18 protein-coding genes are annotated in these 20,056 nt (G+C 73.4%); 5 read left to right on the top strand and 13 right to left on the bottom strand.

Translation table 11 applies throughout. The annotated features are described in order from the left end of the window. Window positions 1-9: 9 nt before the first annotated feature. From rpoD to prfA, 10 genes are all read right to left on the bottom strand, one after another. On the bottom strand, window positions 10-1,722 hold the full coding sequence (gene rpoD / locus R3E88_21335; GenBank protein ID MEZ4219022.1) for an RNA polymerase sigma factor RpoD: 1,713 nt from the start codon (window positions 1,720-1,722) through the stop codon (window positions 10-12). 249 nt (window positions 1,723-1,971) lie between these two features. Beyond that, window positions 1,972-3,786 carry a DNA primase gene (dnaG, locus tag R3E88_21340; protein MEZ4219023.1) on the bottom strand — a complete coding sequence of 605 codons (1,815 nt, stop codon included), beginning with the start codon at window positions 3,784-3,786 and terminating at the stop codon, window positions 1,972-1,974. 67 nt (window positions 3,787-3,853) lie between these two features. Further along, the gene (gene rpsU, locus R3E88_21345; GenBank protein ID MEZ4219024.1) at window positions 3,854-4,051 is read right to left on the bottom strand and encodes a 30S ribosomal protein S21; all 198 of its coding nucleotides are present in this window, start codon (window positions 4,049-4,051) and stop codon (window positions 3,854-3,856) included. Between the two features lie 233 nt (window positions 4,052-4,284). Beyond that, the gene (gene hisF, locus R3E88_21350) at window positions 4,285-5,163 is read right to left on the bottom strand and encodes an imidazole glycerol phosphate synthase subunit HisF (GenBank protein MEZ4219025.1); all 879 of its coding nucleotides are present in this window, start codon (window positions 5,161-5,163) and stop codon (window positions 4,285-4,287) included. A gap of 3 nt (window positions 5,164-5,166) precedes the next feature. Next, window positions 5,167-5,961, bottom strand: coding sequence for a 1-(5-phosphoribosyl)-5-[(5-phosphoribosylamino)methylideneamino]imidazole-4-carboxamide isomerase (gene hisA / locus R3E88_21355; GenBank protein ID MEZ4219026.1), 795 nt, complete (start codon window positions 5,959-5,961; stop codon window positions 5,167-5,169). After that, a complete protein-coding gene (gene hisH / locus R3E88_21360; GenBank protein MEZ4219027.1) occupies window positions 5,940-6,590 on the bottom strand; it encodes an imidazole glycerol phosphate synthase subunit HisH in 651 nt (216 codons plus the stop codon). The genes hisA and hisH overlap by 22 nt, the downstream gene beginning before the upstream one ends. Before the next feature lie 39 nt (window positions 6,591-6,629). Then, entirely contained in the window at window positions 6,630-7,259 is a 630-nt protein-coding gene (gene hisB, locus R3E88_21365; GenBank protein MEZ4219028.1) for an imidazoleglycerol-phosphate dehydratase HisB, read from the bottom strand. Beyond that, window positions 7,256-8,602: a histidinol dehydrogenase gene (gene hisD / locus R3E88_21370; GenBank protein ID MEZ4219029.1), complete on the bottom strand. Its 1,347-nt coding sequence runs from the start codon at window positions 8,600-8,602 to the stop codon at window positions 7,256-7,258. The genes hisB and hisD overlap by 4 nt, the downstream gene beginning before the upstream one ends. 143 nt (window positions 8,603-8,745) lie before the next feature. Then, a complete protein-coding gene (gene prmC / locus R3E88_21375; protein ID MEZ4219030.1) occupies window positions 8,746-9,681 on the bottom strand; it encodes a peptide chain release factor N(5)-glutamine methyltransferase in 936 nt (311 codons plus the stop codon). After that, window positions 9,678-10,772, bottom strand: a complete 1,095-nt coding sequence (gene prfA / locus R3E88_21380; protein ID MEZ4219031.1) for a peptide chain release factor 1 — start codon at window positions 10,770-10,772, stop codon at window positions 9,678-9,680. The genes prmC and prfA overlap by 4 nt, the downstream gene beginning before the upstream one ends. Before the next feature lie 437 nt (window positions 10,773-11,209). Here prfA and R3E88_21385 point away from each other — a divergent pair, with 437 nt between their 5' ends. Genes R3E88_21385 through R3E88_21405 form a run of 5 tightly spaced genes read left to right on the top strand, consistent with a single transcriptional unit; the run spans window position 11,210 to window position 15,866 of the window. Beyond that, entirely contained in the window at window positions 11,210-12,229 is a 1,020-nt protein-coding gene (locus tag R3E88_21385) for a polysaccharide deacetylase family protein (GenBank protein ID MEZ4219032.1), read from the top strand. Between the two features lie 55 nt (window positions 12,230-12,284). Next, on the top strand, window positions 12,285-13,307 hold the full coding sequence (locus R3E88_21390; GenBank protein MEZ4219033.1) for a hypothetical protein: 1,023 nt from the start codon (window positions 12,285-12,287) through the stop codon (window positions 13,305-13,307). 24 nt (window positions 13,308-13,331) lie between these two features. Further along, entirely contained in the window at window positions 13,332-13,553 is a 222-nt protein-coding gene (locus R3E88_21395; GenBank protein ID MEZ4219034.1) for an acyl carrier protein, read from the top strand. A gap of 14 nt (window positions 13,554-13,567) precedes the next feature. After that, window positions 13,568-15,235 carry an amino acid adenylation domain-containing protein gene (locus tag R3E88_21400; protein ID MEZ4219035.1) on the top strand — a complete coding sequence of 556 codons (1,668 nt, stop codon included), beginning with the start codon at window positions 13,568-13,570 and terminating at the stop codon, window positions 15,233-15,235. Window positions 15,236-15,254: 19 nt separating this feature from the next. Further along, window positions 15,255-15,866, top strand: coding sequence for a GNAT family N-acetyltransferase (locus tag R3E88_21405; protein MEZ4219036.1), 612 nt, complete (start codon window positions 15,255-15,257; stop codon window positions 15,864-15,866). A 439-nt stretch (window positions 15,867-16,305) separates the two neighbouring features. On the opposite strand, the gene rho is transcribed toward R3E88_21405, so the two are convergent. The 3 genes from rho to R3E88_21420 form a co-directional block, all read right to left on the bottom strand. Then, window positions 16,306-17,523, bottom strand: a complete 1,218-nt coding sequence (gene rho / locus R3E88_21410) for a transcription termination factor Rho (protein MEZ4219037.1) — start codon at window positions 17,521-17,523, stop codon at window positions 16,306-16,308. Window positions 17,524-18,322: 799 nt separating this feature from the next. Next, window positions 18,323-19,045, bottom strand: coding sequence for a polyphenol oxidase family protein (locus R3E88_21415; GenBank protein ID MEZ4219038.1), 723 nt, complete (start codon window positions 19,043-19,045; stop codon window positions 18,323-18,325). Beyond that, a complete protein-coding gene (locus tag R3E88_21420) occupies window positions 19,042-20,022 on the bottom strand; it encodes an RluA family pseudouridine synthase (GenBank protein MEZ4219039.1) in 981 nt (326 codons plus the stop codon). Before R3E88_21420 ends, R3E88_21415 begins: the two co-directional genes overlap by 4 nt. Window positions 20,023-20,056: the final 34 nt, after the last annotated feature.

The following is a 20,056-nucleotide window of genomic DNA, read 5'->3' on the forward strand; positions in this document are numbered from 1 at the left end:
TCCGCCGACTCAGTCGATGAAGTTGCGCAGCATCTTGCTCCGGCTCGGGTGGCGCAGCTTGCGCAGCGCCTTCGCCTCGATCTGCCGGATGCGCTCGCGCGTGACGTCGAAGTCCTGGCCGACCTCTTCGAGCGTGTGGTTGCTGCGCTCGCCGATGCCGAAGCGCATCTTCAGCACGCGGGCCTCGCGCGGCGCGAGCGTCGAGAGCACCTCGAGCGTCTTCTCCGCGAGGTTGCCCTCGATCACCGCGTCCTGCGGGTTGACGGCGTTCTTGTCCTCGATGAAGTCGCCGAGCGCGCTGTCCTCCTCCTCGCCGACGGGCGACTCGAGGCTGATGGGCTCCTTCGCGATCTTCTGGACCATCTTCACCTTCTCGAGCGGAAGGTCCATGTGCTCGGAGAGCTCCTCGGCCGAAGGCTCGCGGCCGAGCACCTGCACGAGGTGGCGCGTCGCGCGCGCCTGCTTGTTGATGGTCTCGATCATGTGGACGGGGATGCGGATCGTGCGCGCCTGGTCGGCGATCGCGCGCGTGATGGCCTGGCGGATCCACCACGTCGCGTAGGTCGAGAACTTGTAGCCGCGGCGCCACTCGAACTTCTCGACCGCCTTCATGAGCCCGATGTTCCCCTCCTGGATCAGGTCGAGGAACAGGAGGCCGCGGTTCGTGTACTTCTTGGCGATCGAGACCACGAGGCGCAGGTTCGCCTCCGTGAGCTCGCTCTTCGCCTTCTGCGCGCGATCGCTCGCGTCCGCGAACACGCTGAGCGAGCGCTTCACCTGCTCGCTCGACATGCCGAGCTCGACCTCGAGCACCGCGCGCTCGCGCGCGATCTCGGCGACCTCGGCCTCGGCCGCCGCGATGCGCTCGACGTCGCTGCCGAGCCGGTCGAGCGCCGCGCGCCCGGGCTTGCTGCGCCGCTTCGACATCGCGATCAGGTCGGGGAGGTCGAAGCGCTTCACGCCGAAGCGGCGCGCGAGCTTGCGCTCCTTGCCGTCGAGCACCTCGAACTTCTCGCCCATCTCCTCGAACGCCTTCGTCATCTCGAGGATGCGCGACTTCGCGACCTTCGAGTCGCGCAGCGTCTCGACGACGCGCTCGTACAGCTCCGCCACCTCGGCGCGCAGCCGGTCGCGCGTCTCGGGCGTGGTGCGCGAGTTCGCGATCGACGCCTGCTTCTTGGCGATCTCGGCGTCGATGCGGCGGACCTTCTGCATCGCGGCGAAGAACTGGCGCCGGCGCGTCTCGGGCGCGGGGCCGTCCTCGTCGTCGAGGCCGTCGAGCAGCGACTTGAGCGTGATCTCGTCGCGCTTGAGCTGCTCGGTGAGCTGGTCGAGCGCGCGCACGCCGTAGGGCGTGCCGAGCACGGCGAGCTCCATCGCGTGCACGCCTTCCTCGATGCGCTTCGCGATCTCGACCTCGCCCTCGCGCGTGAGGAGCGACACCTGTCCCATCTCTCGCAGGTAGACGCGCACCGGGTCGCTCGACGTCGTGCCGTCGTCGGCGCCGCGCGTCGCCCAGCGCGTGTCGGGTGCGCGCGTCGACGGGCGCAGCACGCGGATCCCCTTGCTGCGCAGGATCGCGTGGACCTCCTCGACCTGGTCCGCGGTGAGCCGCGTCGTCGCGAGGCCCTTCTTCACTTCGTCGGCGGTCAGGTGACCGCGCTCGCGCCCGCGGCGCGCCAGGCTCTGCACGCTCTGCAGCTCGGCCAGCGCACCGGACACCGGCTCGGCCGGCGGCGAGACGACCCCGTTCGCCTTCGCCCCCTTGGCGACCTTCGCGACGTCGTCGGCGCCCTTCGCGCTAGCGGCCCTCGGGCGCGCGGCGGGTTGCTCCTTCCGGGTGGTGGAGCGGGTCCGCTTGGGTCGGGCAATGGTCGTCGGGGTGGGCGCATGCGAAGCCATTGGGGGGTCTCCTCATCCAGCAGAGCTGACGGGGTGAAACGCCCGACCGGGGCATCCGGACGGGCGACGTCATCGGGCGACTCCTCGCGCGGCGGGGGCCTGCGCGCGGAGGCGGGCTCGCCTCTCTTCCAGCTGACGCTGCTTCTCGGCGATGAGCTGCGCGGCCGCATCGCCGCCGAGCTCGAGACGGCGCGTCGTCTCGCGACGCTCGGCGGCGGCACGCTGCCGAGCGAACCAGTCGAGCACGTCGGCGACGACGCGCTCGGGCGCCGCGTTCGCGTCGACGAGCGCATCGCCCGTCGTCAGCTCGCGCAGCAGCTGCGACTCCTCCTCGCCGAGGTCGCGCTCGACGCGGAACAGGTCGATCTCGCCCTCGGCGTCGACGTGGCCGGCGCGCGACGCATCGGCGAGCGCGAGCGCGAGCGCGCGCCACGGCCCGGGCTCGAGCCCGCGCTCGATGCCCGCGCGCACGTCGTCGGTCGCGAGCGTCGGGTTGCGCAGGAGCGCCTCGCAGAGGATGGCCGTGTGGCGGTCGGCCGGGCCGCGCCGGCGCGCGCGGACGGCGGGGCGCTCGTCCTCGGGAACGGCGTGCTCGCGGCGGCGGCGCTCGTGCAGCTCGGCCAGCACCTCGTCCTCGCCGCAGCCCATGTGCAACGCGAAGCGCCGCACGTAGGCGCGGCGCTCGACCGGGCTCGCGACGGCGTCGAGCAGCGGGACGACGCGCGCCACCGCCTCGGCCTTCGCGACGGGCGACGCGCGATCGAACGCGGCCGCGCGTCCCATCACGAGCTCGAGCGCGTCGGGCGCGCCGTCGATCACGGCGCGCAGCGCGTCCGCGCCGTGGCGCGCGAGGAAGTCGTCGGGGTCCATGCCGTCGGGCAGCACGGCCGCGCGCAGGCGCAGCCCCTCCGGCAGCAGCACCTCGAGCGCGCGCTCCATCGCCTTCGTGCCCGCGGCATCGCCGTCGAAGAGCATCACGACCGTCTGCGTGCGGCGCTTCAGGTTGCGCGCGTGCTCGCGCGTGAGCGCGGTGCCGCACGTCGCGAGCCCCTCGCCGAGCCCCGCGCGGTGCAGCGCGATGCGGTCGAAGTAGCCCTCGCACACGATCGCGCGATCGCTGCGCCGGATCGCCTCGAGCGCCCACGGGAAGCCGTAGAACGACTCGCGCTTGCGGAAGACCGGGCTCTCGGGCGTGTTCAGGTACTTCGGCTCCTGGTCCGCGCCGAGCGCGCGGCCGCCGAAGCCGACGATGCGCCGCCGCACGTCGTAGATGGGGAACGTGACGCGGCCGCGCAGCCGGTCGTAGTGGCCGCTGCCGCCCTGGCGCTCGGCGAGCAGGCCGGCCTTGGCGCCGAGGTCGCCGCCCACCTTCCGCGCCGCGAGCGCGCGCGCGACCGTGTCCCAGCGATCGGGCGCGAAGCCGATGCCGAGCTCGCGCACGTCGTCGCCCGAGAGGCCGCGCTTCGCGAGATAGGCGCGCGCCGCCTCGCCCTCCGCGCTCGCGAGCGCGTCGACGTAGGTGCGCTGGGCGATCTCGTTCGCTTCGTGGACCTGCTCGGAGATGCCGCGCTCGGCCGCGTCGCCGTGCTCCTCGGGCACCTCGACGCCGCACTCGCGCGCGAGCGTGCGCACGGCCTCGGGGAAGGTGAGGTTCTCGTGGCGCATCAGGAAGCCGACGACGTCGCCGCCGACCTGACAGCCGAAGCAGTGGAAGATCTGTTTGTCGGAGGAGACGTTGAAGGAAGGGGTCTTCTCGTCGTGGAAGGGACAGAGACCCTTGAAGTTGCGGCCGGCCTTCTTCAGCTGGACGTAGCGGCCGACGAGATCGACGATGTCGACGCGATTGCGGATCTCGTTGATCGTGGCGTCCGGGATTCGACCCAAGTCACTCACTCCGCGTCTTGCTCAGCTCGCCTCGTGGACTCGTCCGACCCCCTGTGCCTTCGTGGGACTACTTCCCCATCCGGCGCATCTTCTTGATCGCGCGCTTGCGCGACGCCGCCGCCTTCTTCTTCTTCTTCACGCTGGGCTTGTCGTAGAACTCGCGCCGGCGCAGCTCCGTCAGGATGCCCGCTTTCTCACACGTCTTCTTGAAGCGCTTGAGGGCGCCTTCGAACGACTCGTTCTCTTTGACTTTGATGACGGGCATGCAGGGTCACTCGCTGGGGCCTCTGCGAGAGTGGACTCGCAGGGGGGTGAAGCCTCAGGTTCGTTCGACTCGTTGCCGCCGCGACCACCGGTTGCTCGCGAAGCTTGGGAACTCGAGCACTTCGGACGGTTTCGTGCGGCGGGCTTCGCAAGCTAGCGAAGCGACTAGCGCGCAGCAAGCGCCCGACCCGGCAGAAATCGGCAGTTGCACGGCGACCGGACGGGATCCGCGAGTCAACCGTTTGACGGCGGGCGGACCGCGATGCCGCGCGCGAGCAGCGCGCGCTTCACGTCGCCGACCGTCGTCTCCTTGAAGTGGAAGATCGACGCCGCGAGCGCGGCCTGGGCGTGCCCGCCGGCCGGGCCGTCGTCGAGCGCGGCCGCGATGTCGGCCGCGCTGCCGCCGCCGCCCGAGGCGATCACGGGCACGCGCACGGCCTCGGCCACGGCCCGCAGCAGCGCGAGGTCGTAGCCGCTCTTCGTGCCGTCGCGGTCCATGCTCGTGAGCAGCACCTCGCCGGCCCCGGCCTCGGCCATCGCCCGCGCCCAGCCGACGGCGTCGATGCCGGTCGGCGTGCGGCCGCCGTGCGTGCAGACTTCCCAGCGCGTCTCGCCGGGCACGACGGGCGCGAGCGCAGCCCCGCGCGGCGGCGCGCCGCCCGCGGCCGCGCGCTCGCTCGGCACGAGCACGCCCCGCTCGTCGCTGCGCGCGACGGCGCGCGCGTCGATCGCGATCACGAGGTTCGCGCTCCCGATCCTGGCCGACGCCTCGGCGATCAGGTCCGGGTCGTGCACGGCCGCCGTCATGACGGAGACCTTGTCCGCGCCCGCGTTCAGCAGGTCGCGCACGTCGGCGAGCGAGCGCACGCCGCCGCCGACCGTGAGCGGCAGGAACACGCTCTCGGCCGTGCGCGACACGACGTCGAAGAGCGTGCGCCGCTCCTCGTGGCTCGCGGTGATGTCGAGGAACGTGAGCTCGTCGGCCTCCTGCGCGTCGTAGAGCTTCGCCACCTCGACGGGGTCGCCGGCGTCGACGTGGTCGACGTACTGGACGCCCTTGACCACGCGGCCCTTGTCGACGTCGAGGCACGGGATGATGCGCTTCGCGAGCACGCGCTAGCCCTCTCCCGCGCCGCGCGCGCGCTCGGCGCCGACGCGTTCGAGCGCGGCCTCGAGATCGATCGCACCGGTGTAGAGCGCGCGGCCGACGATCGCGCCCGCGATCCCGTCGCCCGCGCGACGCGCCGCCGCGACGAGGTCGTCGACCGTGGCGACGCCGCCCGAGACGACGACCGGGATCGCGACCGCGCGCGCGAGCGCGACGGTCGCGTCGAGGTTCGGCCCGCCGAGCATGCCGTCGCGCGCGATGTCGGTGTAGACGATCGCCGCGACGCCCGCGTCCTCGAACGCGCGCGCGAGGTCGACGGCCGCGACGTCGCTCGCCTCGAGCCAGCCCTCGACCGCGACGCGCCCGTCCTTCGCGTCGATGCCGACGACGATGCGGCCCGGGAAGCGGCGCGCGGCATCGCGCACGAGGTCCGGATCGCGCAGCGCGGCGGTGCCGAGGATGACGCGGTCGACGTCGAGCTCGAGCGCGCTCTCGACGGCGGCGAGCGTGCGCAGGCCGCCGCCGAGCTGCACGGGCACGCGGCCCGCCGCCGACACGACCTTGCGGATGGCGACGCCGTTCACGGGCCGCCCCGCCTTCGCACCGTCGAGGTCGACGACGTGGATGCGCGTCGCGCCCGCCGCCACGAAGCGGCCGGCGACGAGCGCCGGGCGGTCGTCGTAGACGGTCGCGTCCTCGTAGCGCCCCTGCGCGAGGCGCACGGCGCGCCCGTCGAGCAGGTCGATCGCCGGGATCACCTCGAACTCCGTCGCGCGCGCGTTCATCGGCTCGCCCCGACCCACGCGAAGAACGCGTCGAGCACCCGCTTGCCGGCCTTCTGGCTCTTCTCGGGATGGAACTGCGCGGCGAAGAGCCGCTCGGTCGCGACCGCCGACGCGAAGGTGCCGCCGTAGTCCGTGCGTCCGACGACGATGCGCTCGTCCACCGGCACGGGGCGGTACGAGTGCACGAAGTAGAACCAGTCGCGCTCGGGGAGGCGCTCGAGCATCGGGTGGCCCGCGCGTCGCTCGAAGCGCACCTCGTTCCAGCCGATGTGCGGGACGACGAGCCGGCTGCCGTCGACGTCCTCGTCGGGGAAGCGCTCGACGCGGCCGCGCAGCACGCCGAAGCCCTTCGTCACGCCGTGCTCGGTGCCTTCGTCGAACAGCAGCTGCAGCCCGAAGCACAGCCCGAGGTACGGGCGGCCGCCGTCGATCGCGCGCTTGCACGCGTCCTCGAGCCCGCTCGCGCGCAGCCGCTCCGCCGCGTCGCGGAACGCGCCGACGCCGGGCAGCACGACGCCGTCCGCGCGCGCGACGACCGCGGGGTCGTCGGTGACGTCGACGGCGAAGCCCGAGCGCTCGAGCGCCTTCGCGACGCTGCGCAGGTTGCCGGCGCCGTAGTCGAGGAGGGCGGCGCGCGGCGCGCTCATCGGCGCCGCCCGAGCGAGGGGAACGCGAGCGACATGCGGCTAGAGGGCGCCCTTGACGGTGGGCAGCCCCTCGACGCGCGGGTCGATCTCGACGGCGATCCGCAGCGCGCGCGCGAGCCCCTTGAAGGTGGCCTCGACGACGTGGTGCGGGCTCCGCCCGTACCGCTTCTCGACGTGCAGGTCGAGCCCCGCGCTCTGCGAGAACGCGTAGAGGAAGTCCTCGGTGAGCGAGGCGTCGAACGCGCCGATGCGGTCGTTCTCGAGCGGGAGCAGGTAGACCAGATAGGGGCGGTTGCTGACGTCGACCGCCACCTCGACCTTGCTCTCCGCCATCGGCAGCACGAACGAGCCGAAGCGCCGGATGCCCTCGGCCGTGCCGAGCGCCTCGCGGAACGCCTCGCCGAGCGCGATGCCGACGTCCTCGACCGTGTGGTGCAGGTCGACCTCGACGTCGCCCTCCGCGCGCAGGCGCAGGTCGAACAGGCCGTGCTTCGCGAAGCTCTCGAGCATGTGGTCGAAGAAGGCGATCCCGGTCGCGACCTCGTACTGGCCGGAGCCGTCGAGGTCGAGCTCGACCTGGATGTCGGTCTCCTTCGTCTTGCGCGCGACGGTCGCGCGCCTGCGGCGCCCTGCGGTGGGCGAGCTCGGCGGGGGGGGAACCTGGCTCATAGCTCCGCTTCGGCCTCCCGTTCTCTCATGGCTTCGCGCTCGCGCCGGGCGCGGCGGATCTTCTGCAGCCGCATGTCGATCGAGCGCCCGTGCCCGGTGAGCCCCTCGACCTCGGCGAGCCGCATGATATCGAGCCCGAGCTCGCGCAGCTTCGGGGGCTCGAAGCGCACGAAGCTCGTGCGCTTGAGGAAGTCGTCGACGCCGAGCGGCGAGAAGAAGCGCGCCGTCCCGCCGGTCGGCAGCACGTGGTTCGGGCCGGCGAGGTAGTCGCCGACCGCCACGGGCGTGTAGTGGCCGAGGAACACGGCGCCCGCGTTCTTCACCTTCTTCATCACGACGTCGGGCGAGTCCGTCGCGAGCACGAGGTGCTCGGCGGCGTACTCGTTCGCGAGCTCCATCGACTCGTCGAGACTCCGGGTGACGACGATGGCGCCGCGCTGCGACAGCGACGCGCGCGCGATGTCGGCGCGGTCGAGGTCCTGGATCTGCTTCTCGACGAGCTCGGCCACGCGCGCGGCCACGCTCTTGACGTGCGTGATCAGGATGGCCTGCGCGAGCTCGTCGTGCTCGGCCTGCGAGATCAGGTCGGCGGCGAGCCAGGCGGGCGTCGCGCTCGCGTCGGCGACGATCACGACCTCGGTCGGGCCGGCCTCGCTGTCGATGTCGACCTGGCCGAACACGTTGCGCTTCGCGGTGGCGACCCAGATGTTGCCCGGGCCCGTGATCTTGTCGACGCGCGGAACCGTCTCCGTCCCGTAGGCGAGCGCCGCGATCGCGTGCGCGCCGCCCATCTTGAAGATGCGGTGCACGCCGGACACGCGCGCCGCCATCAGCACCTCGGGCAGCACGCGCCCGTCGGGCTGGGGCGGCGTCGCCATGAGGATCTCCGGCACCTCGACCACCGACGCCGGGATCGTGTTCATCACGACGCTCGACGGGTAGACGGCCTTGCCGCCCGGGACGTAGATGCCGACGCGCTCGAGCGCGCGGACGCGCGCGCCCATCAGCGCGCCGCCCTCCTCCTTCATCTCCCAGCTCGACGGGATGCGCTTCTTGTGGAAGTCGCGCACGCGCATGGCCATCTTGCCGATCGCGGCGCGGTCGGCCGGGTCGACGGCCTCGCAGCCGGCGTCCCACTCGGCGCGCGTCACCTCGAGCTTCGCGAGCTCGGCCTTGTCGTACTTCGCGATGCCCGCGAGCACCTCGGCGTCGCCGTTCTCGCGCACCGCGGCGATGATGCGACGGACCTCGCGCTCGACGTCGTCGCCGATCGTGTCGCGGCGATTGCACAGCTTCGCCCACTGCGCGGCGAAGTCGCGATCCTTCGGAGACAGCGTGCGCAGCAGCGCGTCCGACTTGCGCGCGCGCGGCGCCTTCGCCGTCTTCGCGGCCGGCGCCTTGCCACTCGCCGACTTCGCCTCCGGCGTCTTGCCGGCCTTGCTCGAGCTCTTCGCGGCCATCTCGGCCCTCCCGCGGACTGCGTCCGCTAGCGCGGCGGCGCCGCGCGTCCGGCGACGACCCGGGCGCTCCCGGCGAGATCGCGGATCACGGCGATCTCGCACAGCCCGGCGTCCTCGCACATCGCGACGACCGCGTCCGCCTGCCTCGGGTCGATCTCGACCAGCAGGTGGCCGCCCGCCGCCATCACCCCCGTCGCTCCGGCCACGAGCGGCCGCAGCACCTCGAGCCCGTCCTCGCCTCCGAAGAGCGCCTCGGCGGGCTCGTGCCGAAGCTCGGGCGGCAGCGTCGCCGCCTCCGCCCGCGCGAGATAGGGCGGGTTCGAGACCACGAGGTCGAACGGCTCGGCGCCCGGCCCCGCGAGCGGCTCGAACAGGCTCCCCTGCGCGAGCCGAACCCGCTCATTCAGTCGCAGGGATTCGGCATTTGAGCGCGCAACCTTGAGCGCAGCCTCGGAAATGTCGGTGGCTACGACGTGGGCGTTCGGCCTCTCCGCCGCGAGGGCGAGCGCGATCGCGCCCGAGCCGGTCCCGATGTCCGCGATCCGAAAGGCCCGCTCGCGCTCGGGGAGCCGGTCGAGCGCGGCCTGCACGAGCGTCTCGGTGTCGGGCCGCGGCGTGAGGACGTCGCCGTTCACGGCGAGCGAGAGCGACCAGAACTCCTTCGCGCCGAGCAGCTGAGAGACGGGAATGCGCTCCGCGGCGCGTTTGCGAACGAGCTCGCGAAAGGCGCCGCGCTCGTCCGCGAGCACGGGCTTCTCGAAGTCGACGTAGAGCTGCATGCGCGTCGTTCCGAGCGCGTGCGCGAGCAGGAGCTCGGCGTCGAGCCGGGCCGACTCGATGCCCTTCTCGGCGAAGTGCGCGGTCGTCCAGCGCAGCAGCTCGAGCACCGTCCAGCGGCGCTCGCCGGCCGCGGCGGCGGCGGCGCGGACCTCGGGCGGCGCGGCCGGGGGCGGCGCGCTCACGGAGTCGCCGTCGTCTTCGCGGCGTCGGCCTCCGCGCGCGCGGTCATCACCTTGCGCACCTCCGCGAGCAGCTCGCCGAGATCGCCCTCCATCACCTGGTCGAGCTTGTGGAGCGTGACGCCCGCGCGGTGATCGGTGACGCGCGACTGCGGGAAGTTGTACGTGCGGATCTTCTCGCTGCGCTCGCCCGTGCCGACCTGGCTGCGGCGCTCGCTCGCGCGCTCCTGCTCGGCGCGCTCCTGCTCCATCTCGAGCAGGCGCGCGCGCAGCACCTTGAGCGCCTTCGCCTTGTTCTTGTGCTGGCTCTTCTCGTCCTGGCACTGGACGACGAGCCCGGTCGGCAGGTGCGTGATGCGCACCGCGGAATCCGTCGTGTTGACGCTCTGGCCACCCGGCCCGCCGGCGCGCATCACGTCGATGCGCAGCTCGTTCGGGTCGATCTCGATGTCGACCTCCTCGGCCTCGGGCATCACCGCGACGGTCACGGTCGAGGTGTGGATGCGGCCCTGCGACTCGGTCGCCGGCACGCGCTGCACGCGGTGGACGCCGCGCTCGAACTTGAGCTGGCTGAAGACGCGATCGCCCGAGAGGAGCGCGATCACCTCCTTGAACCCGCCGGCGCCGCTCTCCGAAGCGGACAGGATCTCGAGCTTCCAGCGCTTCTCCTCCGCATAACGCGCGTACATGCGGAAGAGATCGCCGGCGAAGAGGGACGCCTCGTCGCCGCCCGTGCCGGCGCGGATCTCGAGCAGCGCGTTCTTCTCGTCGTTCGGATCCTTCGGGAGCAGCAGCTCGCCGAGCTCCTGCTCGAGCAGCGCGCGGCGCTCGGTGAGGCTCTCGAGCTCCGCCTCCGCCATCGCCGCCATCTCGGCGTCGTCGTCCGCGGCCATCTCCGTCGCGCCGGCGATCTGCGCGAGCAGCTCCGTGTAGCGCGCGCCCGCTTCGGCGAGCGGACGCAGCGCGCCGAGCTCCTTCGCGAGCTTCTGGACCTGCCCCGGCTGCTTCACGACCTCGGGGTCGGACATCTGCGCCTCGAGCGCGCGCGCTCGAGCCAGGGCTTCGTCGATGCGGGCCTTGTAGTCGGCGGCCATCTCGGGTCTCGGCTCTCGGTCCTCGCGCGTCCGCGCCGGTCGGGCGCGCGGACGTCCCGGGCGGGGACGGTGGCTCTGGGGGAGCGGGGGGAAGGGCTCGGGCGAATCGGGCGCGGCGCGCCGGGCGAGCGCGCCGCGGGCGGACCCGCGGCGCTACGACTCGCCGGCCGTATGGCCGTGCGCGTGCGACGTCGCGGGCGGGAGCTGCCTCTCGAGGACCGTCCGGGGCATGACGGCGCGGGAAGCTATCGGATCCGCGGCGCCGACGCGACGCGAGCCGGGCCGTGCGCAGCGCGCGTGCAGCAGCGGGACGTCGCTCGCCGCGATCGCCGCATCTCGCTGGAACGCTTGCGTTTTCCTGCAGACCGATCGATCATTCCGCGGTCTGGGAGGAGCGCGGCGCCGCCGGACCCTCGCCGCGATCGAGAGGCTCCCTCATGTCGCAGCGCTGGAAACGCGCTCTGCTGCGGACCGCCGGAGGACTCGGGCTCGCTCGAGCCGCGCACCCCATCTGGGGGCGCTCGGTCAACGTCCTCATGTACCACTACTTCGAAGGTTCGGCCGACGACGAGCTCGTCGTCCCGCCCACCGCGCTGCGCGCGCAGCTGCGCGAGCTGCGCGCGCGCTATCGCCTGGTCGGCCTCACGAGCGCGATGGACGCCCTCTTCCGCGGCGACGACCTGTCGCGCCGCCGCTGCGTGGCGATCTCGATCGACGACGTGGGCGACGACTTCGTCCGCGTCGCGTGGCCCGTCTTCCGCGACCTCGGCGTTCCCGTCACGCTGGCCGTCTGCCCGGGCTTCGCCGAGGACGACGAGCACGCGATGCTGTTCGGCGCGCTGCACGCGCACGTGCGGATTGCGCCGGGGTTCGCGAGCGCGCTCGCCGCGCTCCTCGGCCGCGACGGCCTCGCCTACGCCGACTGCTTCGACGCGCTCTTCCACCGCTCGACGACCGAGCTCGCCGACATCGCCGCGGCGATGCGCGTCCCGCACCCGATGCGCGAGCCGCGCGATCTCCCGGGTGGGTTGCGGCTGCCCGTCGCGCGCTTCGACGCGCTCCGGCAGATCGTCGAGGAGAGCCACGGGCTCGTCGAGATCGGGTCGCACACGATGACGCACCCGGTGCTCTCGCTGATCGGCGGCGACTGGCTGCGCTGGGAGATCGAGACGTCGCGCGAGCGCATCGCGCGCACCTTCGGCGCGTGCGATCTCCTCTTCTATCCGGGCGGCGCCCTTCCGCCCGCCCGCGAGCTCGACGCGGAGGGGCTGCTGAAGGCCGGCTATCGCCACGCCTTCACCGCCTCGGCGGGGCTCGCCTCCGAGCGCTCCGACCCGTTCCGCATCGGGCGCGTGGCGGTGCTCGGCGGCGAGGGCCTCGGCGCCTTCCGCACGCGCGCCGCCGCCTGGCCGGCGGTGATGCGCCGCGCCCGCGCGCCGATTCCCGCGACGAACTAGCATCCGTCCCGGTGCGTTCCGGCCGCGCGGCGGCTCCGACGAGCGAGGCCCCGCCATGCCCTCCCGGATCGAGCCGCTGAGCCAGGTTCCCGCCGACTGGGTCGTCGACTACTTCCGCCGCCAGCAGGTGCCCGAGGCGCTCGTGCGCTGGAAGTTCCTCGCGCCGGGCCCGCCGTCGCGCGGACGCGAGCGCGGCATCGCGTGGATCCGCGACGACCGCGTGCAGGGCTTCCTCGGCCTCGTGCCGTGCCGGCTCGGACGCGGCGACGAGCGGTTCGACATGACGTGGACGTGCGACTGGTCGCTCGCGGAGCGGGCGAACGCGCCCGGCGTCGGCGTGCGCATGCTGCAGCGCGCGCTCGCCGCCGACGAGCCCGTGCTCTCCGTGACGCGCGGGAGCGACTTCACCGCGAGCATCGCGCCGCGCGTCGGTCACCACACGATCGAGGACGCGGCGCGCACGTTCGTCGTCCCGCTGCGCGCCGCGAGCCTGCTCGAGCGGCTGCCGGGCCCGGCGAGCGCGCTCGCGCGCGCGCCGCTCGTCGGCCGGGCGCCCCTGCCCGCCGCGCGAACGAGCGCGCGGCGGACGCGCGTCGAGGCGGGCGTCGCGCACGCGCTCGACGCGCTGCTCGCGGCGCCGCGCGGCCCCGGCTGGTTCCCCGCCTACGACACGTCGTACCTCGACTGGGTCGTGGGACGCTGCCCCGTGCTCGAGTGCGCGAGCATCCTCGCGCCCGACGACGGCGCGCCGCGCGCCGCCGCGCTCCTCTGGCGACGGCGCGAGTCCGCGGCGCGCTGGCGCCTCGCGCTCTTCGCCGCGCCCGACGAGTGCGGCCCGGACGGGCTCGCGCGGGCCGTCCTCGCGCGCGCCGCGCGCGAGGCGCGCCGCCGCGGCGGGAGCCTGCTCTCGCTCCTGCTGTCCCGCCTCGACGACGATCTCGCCTCGGCCGTGCGCGGCGGCCTGCGCGCGTTCGAGCGCGAGCCGCAGCCGCTCTACGTGCTCGTCTCGCGGAGCCCGGACGTCGACGAGCTCGGGCGTCTCAGCTACCTCGATGCGGACCTCCAGTACCTGTTCTAGCTGCCGCCGCGGAGGATCCTCGCGTTGGACCACGAAGCGCTCACCCAGCTCGTCGCCGAGACGTTCGGCATCGCGCCCGACCGCGTGCGCGACGAGCTCGCCTACGAATCGATCCCCGAGTGGGACTCGCTCAACCACGTGAACCTCATGCTCGCGCTCGAGCAGCGCACCGGCCGCTCGATCGACGAGGACACGATGGTGGAGCTCACGACCGTCGCGGCGATCCGCGAGTTCGTGGCTCGTTAGGCCGGCGGCGCTCCGTGGCTCCGGACGACGTCGACCCGCGCAGCGACCGCGCCGCCCACCGCGACGGCGCATCGCGCATCGATCGCGCGGACGCGCGCTCGCTGCGCTCGGGCTTCCTGCGCGCGGCCGAGCGCCACGCGAGCCGCGTCGCGCTCGTCGCGAGGGACGACGCCGTCTCGTACGGCGAGCTCGCGAGCGATGCGCGCCGGATCGCGCACGCCATCGTCGACCGGCTCGGGCGGGCACCCGCGCGCGTCGGCGTCTTCGCGCACCGCTCGCGCACCGGCTACACGGGCACGCTCGCCGCGCTCTTCGCGGGCGCCGCGTTCGTGCCGCTCAACCGCACGTTCCCGGTCGAACGCACGCGCCGCATGGCCGCGCTCGCCGAGCTCGATGCGATCGTCGTCGACGCGGCCTCGGCGCCGCAGCTCGGCGACGTGCTCGCGGGCGTCGCGGGGCGCGCGCCGCTCCTCGTCTTCCCCGATGCCGGGAGCGACCTCGCCGCGCCCGAAGGCGCACCGCGCGTCGCCGCGGACGAGCTCGCGCGGGCGGGCGAGCTCCGCGACCTCCCGCCCGTCGTGCCGACCGACGTCGCGTACCTGCTGTTCACGTCGGGAACGACGGGAACGCCGAAGGGCGTGCCCGTGACGCACGCGAACGCGCTCCACTTCCTCGACGTGATGTCGGCGCGCTACGCGCTCGGCCCCGACGATCGCCTCTCGCAGACGTTCGACGCCACGTTCGACCTCTCGGTGTTCGACCAGTTCATGGCCTGGGAGGCCGGCGCGCGGCTGTGCGCGATGCAGTCGCTCGACCTGCTCGCCCCGTCGCGCTTCGCGCGCAAGCACGAGCTGACGGTCTGGTTCTCCGTCCCGTCCGTGCCCGCGCTGATGCGGCGCAAGGGGCTGCTCGCTCCCGACGCCTTCCCGACCCTCCGCTGGAGCCTCTTCTGCGGCGAGCCGCTCCCGCGCGAGACGGCCGAGGCCTGGCAGGCGGCGGCGCCCGCGTCGACGCTCGAGAACCTGTACGGCCCGACCGAGCTCACGATCGCGTGCTTCGTGCACCGCTGGGACGCGGGCGCGTCGCCCGCGCTGTGCGCGAACGGCGTCGTTCCGATCGGGCGTCCCTATCCCGGGCTCGGCGCCGTCGTGCTCGGCGAGGGCGACGCGCCCGTCGCCGACGGCGAGGACGGCGAGCTGTGCGTGTGCGGCCCGCAGACGGTGCCCGGCTACTGGCGCGACGCCGCGAAGACCGCCGAGCGCTTCGTCGAGCTCCCCTTCGCACCGGGCGTGCGCTTCTATCGCACGGGCGACCGCGTGCGACGGCTCGCGAACGGCGAGTACGTGCACCTCGGGCGCGTCGACCACCAGGTGAAGGTGCTCGGGCACCGCGTCGAGCTCGGCGAGATCGAGGCCGTGCTCCGGAGCGCAGCGGGCGTCGTCGACGCCGTGGCCGTCGGCTGGCCGGTCGCTCACGGCAGCGCCGACGGCATCGTCGCCTTCGTCACCGCTTCCGAGCGCGGCGTCGACGCGGACGCCCTCGTCGCACACGCGCGCACGGCGCTGCCCGAGTACATGGTTCCCGGGCGCGTCGTCGCCGTCGACGCGATGCCCCTCAACGCGAACGGCAAGATCGACCGCGCCGCGCTCGTCGCGCGGCTCGATCCGGGCGCGGGCGCCTAGCCCGCGCGGGAGGCGCGCCATGGAGATCTCGCACGACCTCGACGGACACCTCGATCTCCTCGTCGAGATGGAGATCGCCGCGGCCGAGGCCTACCTGCGCTTCGTCTACGACGACTGGGAGCACGCCCGCCGCATCCAGCGGTTCCTCGGCGAGAAGGGGCTCCTCGAGTCGTCCGCGCCGTGGGGGCGCGTGATGATGCACGAGGGCCACGCGATCGGAGCGGTGAGCGGCATCCCCGGCGCCGAGCTCCGCAAGCTGCGCATGCGCGCCGCGTTCGCGCTCGCGAAGGAGCCCGCGCTCCGCCCGGACCCGCCGACGCAGCGCCGCATCAAGCTCGCGGCCGACGCGCTCGTCGCGGCGCGCGACGACGACTTCTACTCGTCGAAGCTCGCGGTCACCGAGCGCGCGCGCGGTACGGGCGCCGGGCCCGCGCTCATGGACTACGTGACGGAGGAGGCGCGCCGCGGCGGCTTCGCGCGCATCGTCGGCGAAGTGTCGGCCGCGAACGAGCGCATGCTCCACGTCATGTGCGACAAGGTCGGCTGGGATCGCATCGGCGAGGGCAGCGCGACGTGCCCCGACAGCGGCCGCAGCGTGACGTTCGTCCACGTCGGCAGGCTGTTTCGTTAGTTCGCGCCGGCCGCGGCGCGGTCGCGCCGGCGAGGCCGAAGGGGAATGGGCCCCCGCGGTCGGCATGTCCGCGGAGGCCCGTGCCGCGGCGACCCTCGCCGCAGGCGACCCCGGTGCGGGCCCGCCACGCCCCCTGTTGACGCGGCGGGCCCTCCGGAGCGGTCGTTGCCTCCCGCTCCGGGTCCCGTCGTGACGGCGGCGGGGTGACCCCTCGGAAGCTCGCCAACGCAGCGCCCCGCCGCCGAACGAAGCACGGCGAACATCGCGCGCGCCAATGGCCGCGAGCATCCCGCAGACGGGGGAAGCGATGCGATTGTTAGGTGACGCGAGTCAGTGACGCGCGACGGCGCGGTGCCCGGAACGAGACGGGCCCGCGGCGCGTTCGCGCCGCGGGCCCGTGCGTGCGGATCGGCGCGCGCCGCTCGCGCGACGCGCCGCGTCAGGAGTTCATCGAGGCGAGGAACTCCTCGTTGCTGTCCGTGCCCTTGATCTTGCCGAGCAGGAACTCCATCGAGTCCACCGGCGAGAGCGGGGCGAGCACCTTGCGCAGGATGTACATGCGGTTGAGCGTGTTCTCGTCCATGAGCAGCTCTTCGCGCCGCGTCGCCGACTTGTTGATGTCGATGGCCGGGTAGGTGCGGCGGTCGGCGAGCTTGCGGTCGAGCACGATCTCCGAGTTGCCCGTGCCCTTGAACTCCTCGAAGATGACCTCGTCCATGCGCGAGCCGGTGTCGATCAGCGCGGTGCCGATGATCGTGAGGCTCCCGCCCTCCTCGACGTTGCGCGCGGCACCGAAGAAACGCTTCGGCTTGTGCATCGCGTTCGAGTCGACGCCGCCCGACAGGATCTTGCCCGAGTGCGGCACCACCGTGTTGTGGGCGCGCGCGAGGCGCGTGATCGAGTCGAGCAGGATGACGACGTCGCGGCCGTGCTCGACGAGCCGCTTCGCCTTCTCGATCACCATGTCCGCCACCTGGACGTGCCGCGTCGCCGGCTCGTCGAAGGTCGACGAGATGACCTCCGCCTTCACCGTGCGCTGCATGTCGGTGACCTCTTCCGGCCGCTCGTCGATCAGCAGCACGATGAGGTAGACCTCGGGGTTGCCCTCGGCGATCGCGTTGGCGATGTCCTTCAGGATCATCGTCTTGCCCGCCTTCGGCGGCGACGTGATCAGCGCGCGCTGGCCCTTCCCGATCGGCGCGACGAGGTCGATGATGCGCGTCGTGAGGCCGCCCGACTTCGCCTGCAGGTTGAACTTCTCCTGCGGATACAGCGGCGTCAGGTTGTCGAACAGGATCTTGTGGCGCGCCTTCGCGGGCTCCTCGAAGTTGATCGTGTCGACCCGCAGCAGCGCGAAATAACGTTCGCCCTCCTTCGGCGATCGGATCTGCCCGCGCACCGTGTCGCCCGTCCGCAGGTTGAAGCGGCGGATCTGCGACGGGGAGACGTAGATGTCGTCGGGGCCGGCGAGGTAGTTCTGGTCGGGCGCGCGCAGGAAGCCGAAGCCGTCCTGCAGGATCTCGAGCACGCCGTCGGCGAAGATCTTGCCGCGCTGCTCGGTGTGGGCCTTGAGGATCGCGAAGAGCAGGTCCTGCTTGCGCATGCCCGCGGCGTTCTCGACCTCGAGGTCCTCCGCGAGCTCCGTGAGATCCTGCACCGACTTCGCCTTGAGCTCGGTGACGTCGAGGCGTTCGCCGTCCTCCTCCGCCTCGGCCGCCGCCTCCTCCTCGAGCTCGTCGTCGCTCGGGAGGTAGTCGCGCTTCGCGGCGCCGCTCGGCCGGTTCCCGCCGCCGCCGCCACCGCCGCCGCCCCGCGAGCGCCGCCCACGCCCGCGTCGGTTGCGTCCACCGCCGTTGCCGGTGCTGCTCGTCTCGCTTCGTGCTGTGCTCACTGGATGACCTTCGTTGGTTGGTTCGTCGCCTTGGCGGGGACGTTCGTCAGGTGGGGAAGGGGAAGAAGGGGTGTTGGGATGAGGATCCGGGGGAGGTGCAACGCGCGCGGCGCGTCGGAGGTCCTGGTCTGGCCGGGCTCGGGCGCGAGAGGGACGCGCTTTCGCCGGGAGGGATGCGCGGCGGTCGCCGCGGGTCCGGCCAGTCTCGGGATCGTCGATGTCTTCGGTTGGCTTGCTTCCGAGTTCAGCTTGGGCTTCTGGCTCGGCTTCTTCCTGGTTCGGAACTCTCGCTCGGAAAGTTGACCGGTTTGTCGCAGTTGGGGCACGTGTGCGTTGCGTCTTCGCGCGCACGTCGCGCCGGTGCCGGAAGGGGCGGCTCACGCGGCGCCTCGATCGTGAGGCCCTCTTCGTCGCTCGGTCTCGGCGCGCGATCGGCGCGCTGCAGCGACGCGGGGAGGATCGGGTGCGGACGGGAACCGTTCTTCAAACGGTGAGGAACACACTAGGGGCGGGGTTTCGGGCTGTCAAGCACCCACCGCGGGCCCGTCCGACACGGCGCGCCTACTCATCCTCGGCCGGGCGATGCGCGGACGAAGTGGACGAGGCGACCGGCCGCGGCGCCGTCCCGCCGGTAGGAGTGGAAGAGCGCGGGCGCGCACCGCGTACAGGCGCGCTCGCCCCCGAGCGAGAGCGTTCCGAGTGCGGTCGTCGCGATTCCCGCGCGGAGGAGGTCGACTCGCACGAGCGCGCCGAGGTCGACCCGTGCGTGGCCGGGCCGCGAAGGCCGCGACGCCGACGCGACCGCGGTGTCGCCGAAGCGCCGCGCGAGCGCGTCGAGCACGGGTGCATCGACCTCGTAGCAGCACGGGCCGATGCACGGCCCCACGACCGCGCGAAGCGGCGCGCGCGCGATCGCGCGCAGCGCGGCGACGCCCGCCTCGACGACGCCCGCCGCGAGGCCGCGCCAACCCGCGTGGATGGCGCCGACGGACGCGCCGTCCTCCGCGGCCACGAGCACGGGAACGCAGTCCGCCGTCACGACGCCGACGCACGCGCCCGCGCCGTCGGCGACGATCGCATCCGCCTCCTCGGGCTCCGCGCGGAACGGCGCCCTTCCGGCGCCCGTCGTCGCCACGGCGCGCGCGACGCGCGCGCCGTGCACCTGTCGCGGCCCCACCAGGTCGGTCGGCGGCGTCGCCTCGCGCGTGCCGAAGCCGTGCCCGACCCCGAGGTCGCCTAACAACGGGTGCGCGAGGAAGCCGCGCGCGTCGGCGGCGCCGCCGCTCACGCGAGCCCCTCGCGCTCTCGGTAGTGGGCGAGCAGCGCCTCGAGATCGGCGGGGAGCGGAGCGGTGAAGCGCATGCGCACGCTCGTCGCCGGGTGTGCGAAGCCGAGCTCGGCGGCGTGGAGCGCCGGACGGCCGAGCTGCTTCTCGCGCCCCGTTCCGCGTCCTCCGCCGTAGACCGGGTCGCCGACGAGCGGCATCCCGACGCTCGACAGGTGCACGCGGATCTGGTGCGTGCGCCCCGTCTCGGGCCGGACGTCGAGCAGCGCGCGCTCGCTGCGCGCGAAGCGCGCGGCGACGCACCAGCGCGTGTGCGCCTCGCGTCCCGACTTCGCCGCGACGCTCATGCGCTTGCGGTCGCGCGGGTGGCGGCCGATCGGCGCGTCGACGCGCCCTTCGTCGGCCGACGGCGTCGCGCGCACGATCGCCTGGTAGCGCCGCTCGATCGTGTGGTCGTGGAACTGCACGGCGAGCGCCTGGTGCGCGGCGTCCGTCTTCGCGGCGACGAGGATGCCGCTCGTCCCCTGGTCGAGCCGGTGGACGATGCCCGGCCGCAGCACGCCACCGATGCCCGCGAGCTCGCGCGCGTGATGGAGCAGCGCGTTCACGAGCGTCCCGCGCGCGTGGCCGGGCGCCGGGTGCACGACGAGGCCGGCCGGCTTGTCGACGACGATCAGGTGCTCGTCCTCGAAGACGACGTCGAGCGGGATCGGCTCGGGGAGCGCCTCCGCGCGCACCGGCTCGGGCGGCGCGGCCGCGACGCGGTCGCCGATCGCGAGCACGAGGCTCGCGCGCGCGACGGGCGCGTCGCCGACCCACACGCGGCCCGCCTCGACCCAGCGCTTCGCCTGCGACCGCGACACGCGCGCGATCGCCGCGAGCACGACGTCGATGCGCTCGCCCGCCTCCTCCTCGCTCGCGACGAAGCGAAGCGCCGCGTCGTCCGGGCCCGCCGCCGCCGGAGCGTCGCCGCGCGTCATCGCGCGCGGGCGGGAGCGGGCGTCGGGCCGCGCA

It is taken from the genome of Myxococcota bacterium, from assembly GCA_041389495.1.
In the GTDB taxonomy this organism is placed as follows: domain Bacteria; phylum Myxococcota_A; class UBA9160; order UBA9160; family UBA4427; genus JAWKRT01.

Bases quoted from the DNA above. Each gene is read 5' to 3' on its own strand.
- R3E88_21405 (MEZ4219036.1), top strand. From the start codon at position 15,255: ATGGAGATCTCGCACGACCTCGACGGACACCTCGATCTCCTCGTCGAG.
- R3E88_21390 (MEZ4219033.1), top strand. From the start codon at position 12,285: ATGCCCTCCCGGATCGAGCCGCTGAGCCAGGTTCCCGCCGACTGGGTC.
- prfA (MEZ4219031.1), bottom strand. From the start codon at position 10,772: ATGGCCGCCGACTACAAGGCCCGCATCGACGAAGCCCTGGCTCGAGCG.
- rpsU (MEZ4219024.1), bottom strand. From the start codon at position 4,051: ATGCCCGTCATCAAAGTCAAAGAGAACGAGTCGTTCGAAGGCGCCCTC.
- hisH (MEZ4219027.1), bottom strand. From the start codon at position 6,590: ATGAGCGCGCCGCGCGCCGCCCTCCTCGACTACGGCGCCGGCAACCTG.
- R3E88_21420 (MEZ4219039.1), bottom strand. From the start codon at position 20,022: ATGACGCGCGGCGACGCTCCGGCGGCGGCGGGCCCGGACGACGCGGCG.
- R3E88_21385 (MEZ4219032.1), top strand. From the start codon at position 11,210: ATGTCGCAGCGCTGGAAACGCGCTCTGCTGCGGACCGCCGGAGGACTC.
- hisB (MEZ4219028.1), bottom strand. From the start codon at position 7,259: ATGAGCCAGGTTCCCCCCCCGCCGAGCTCGCCCACCGCAGGGCGCCGC.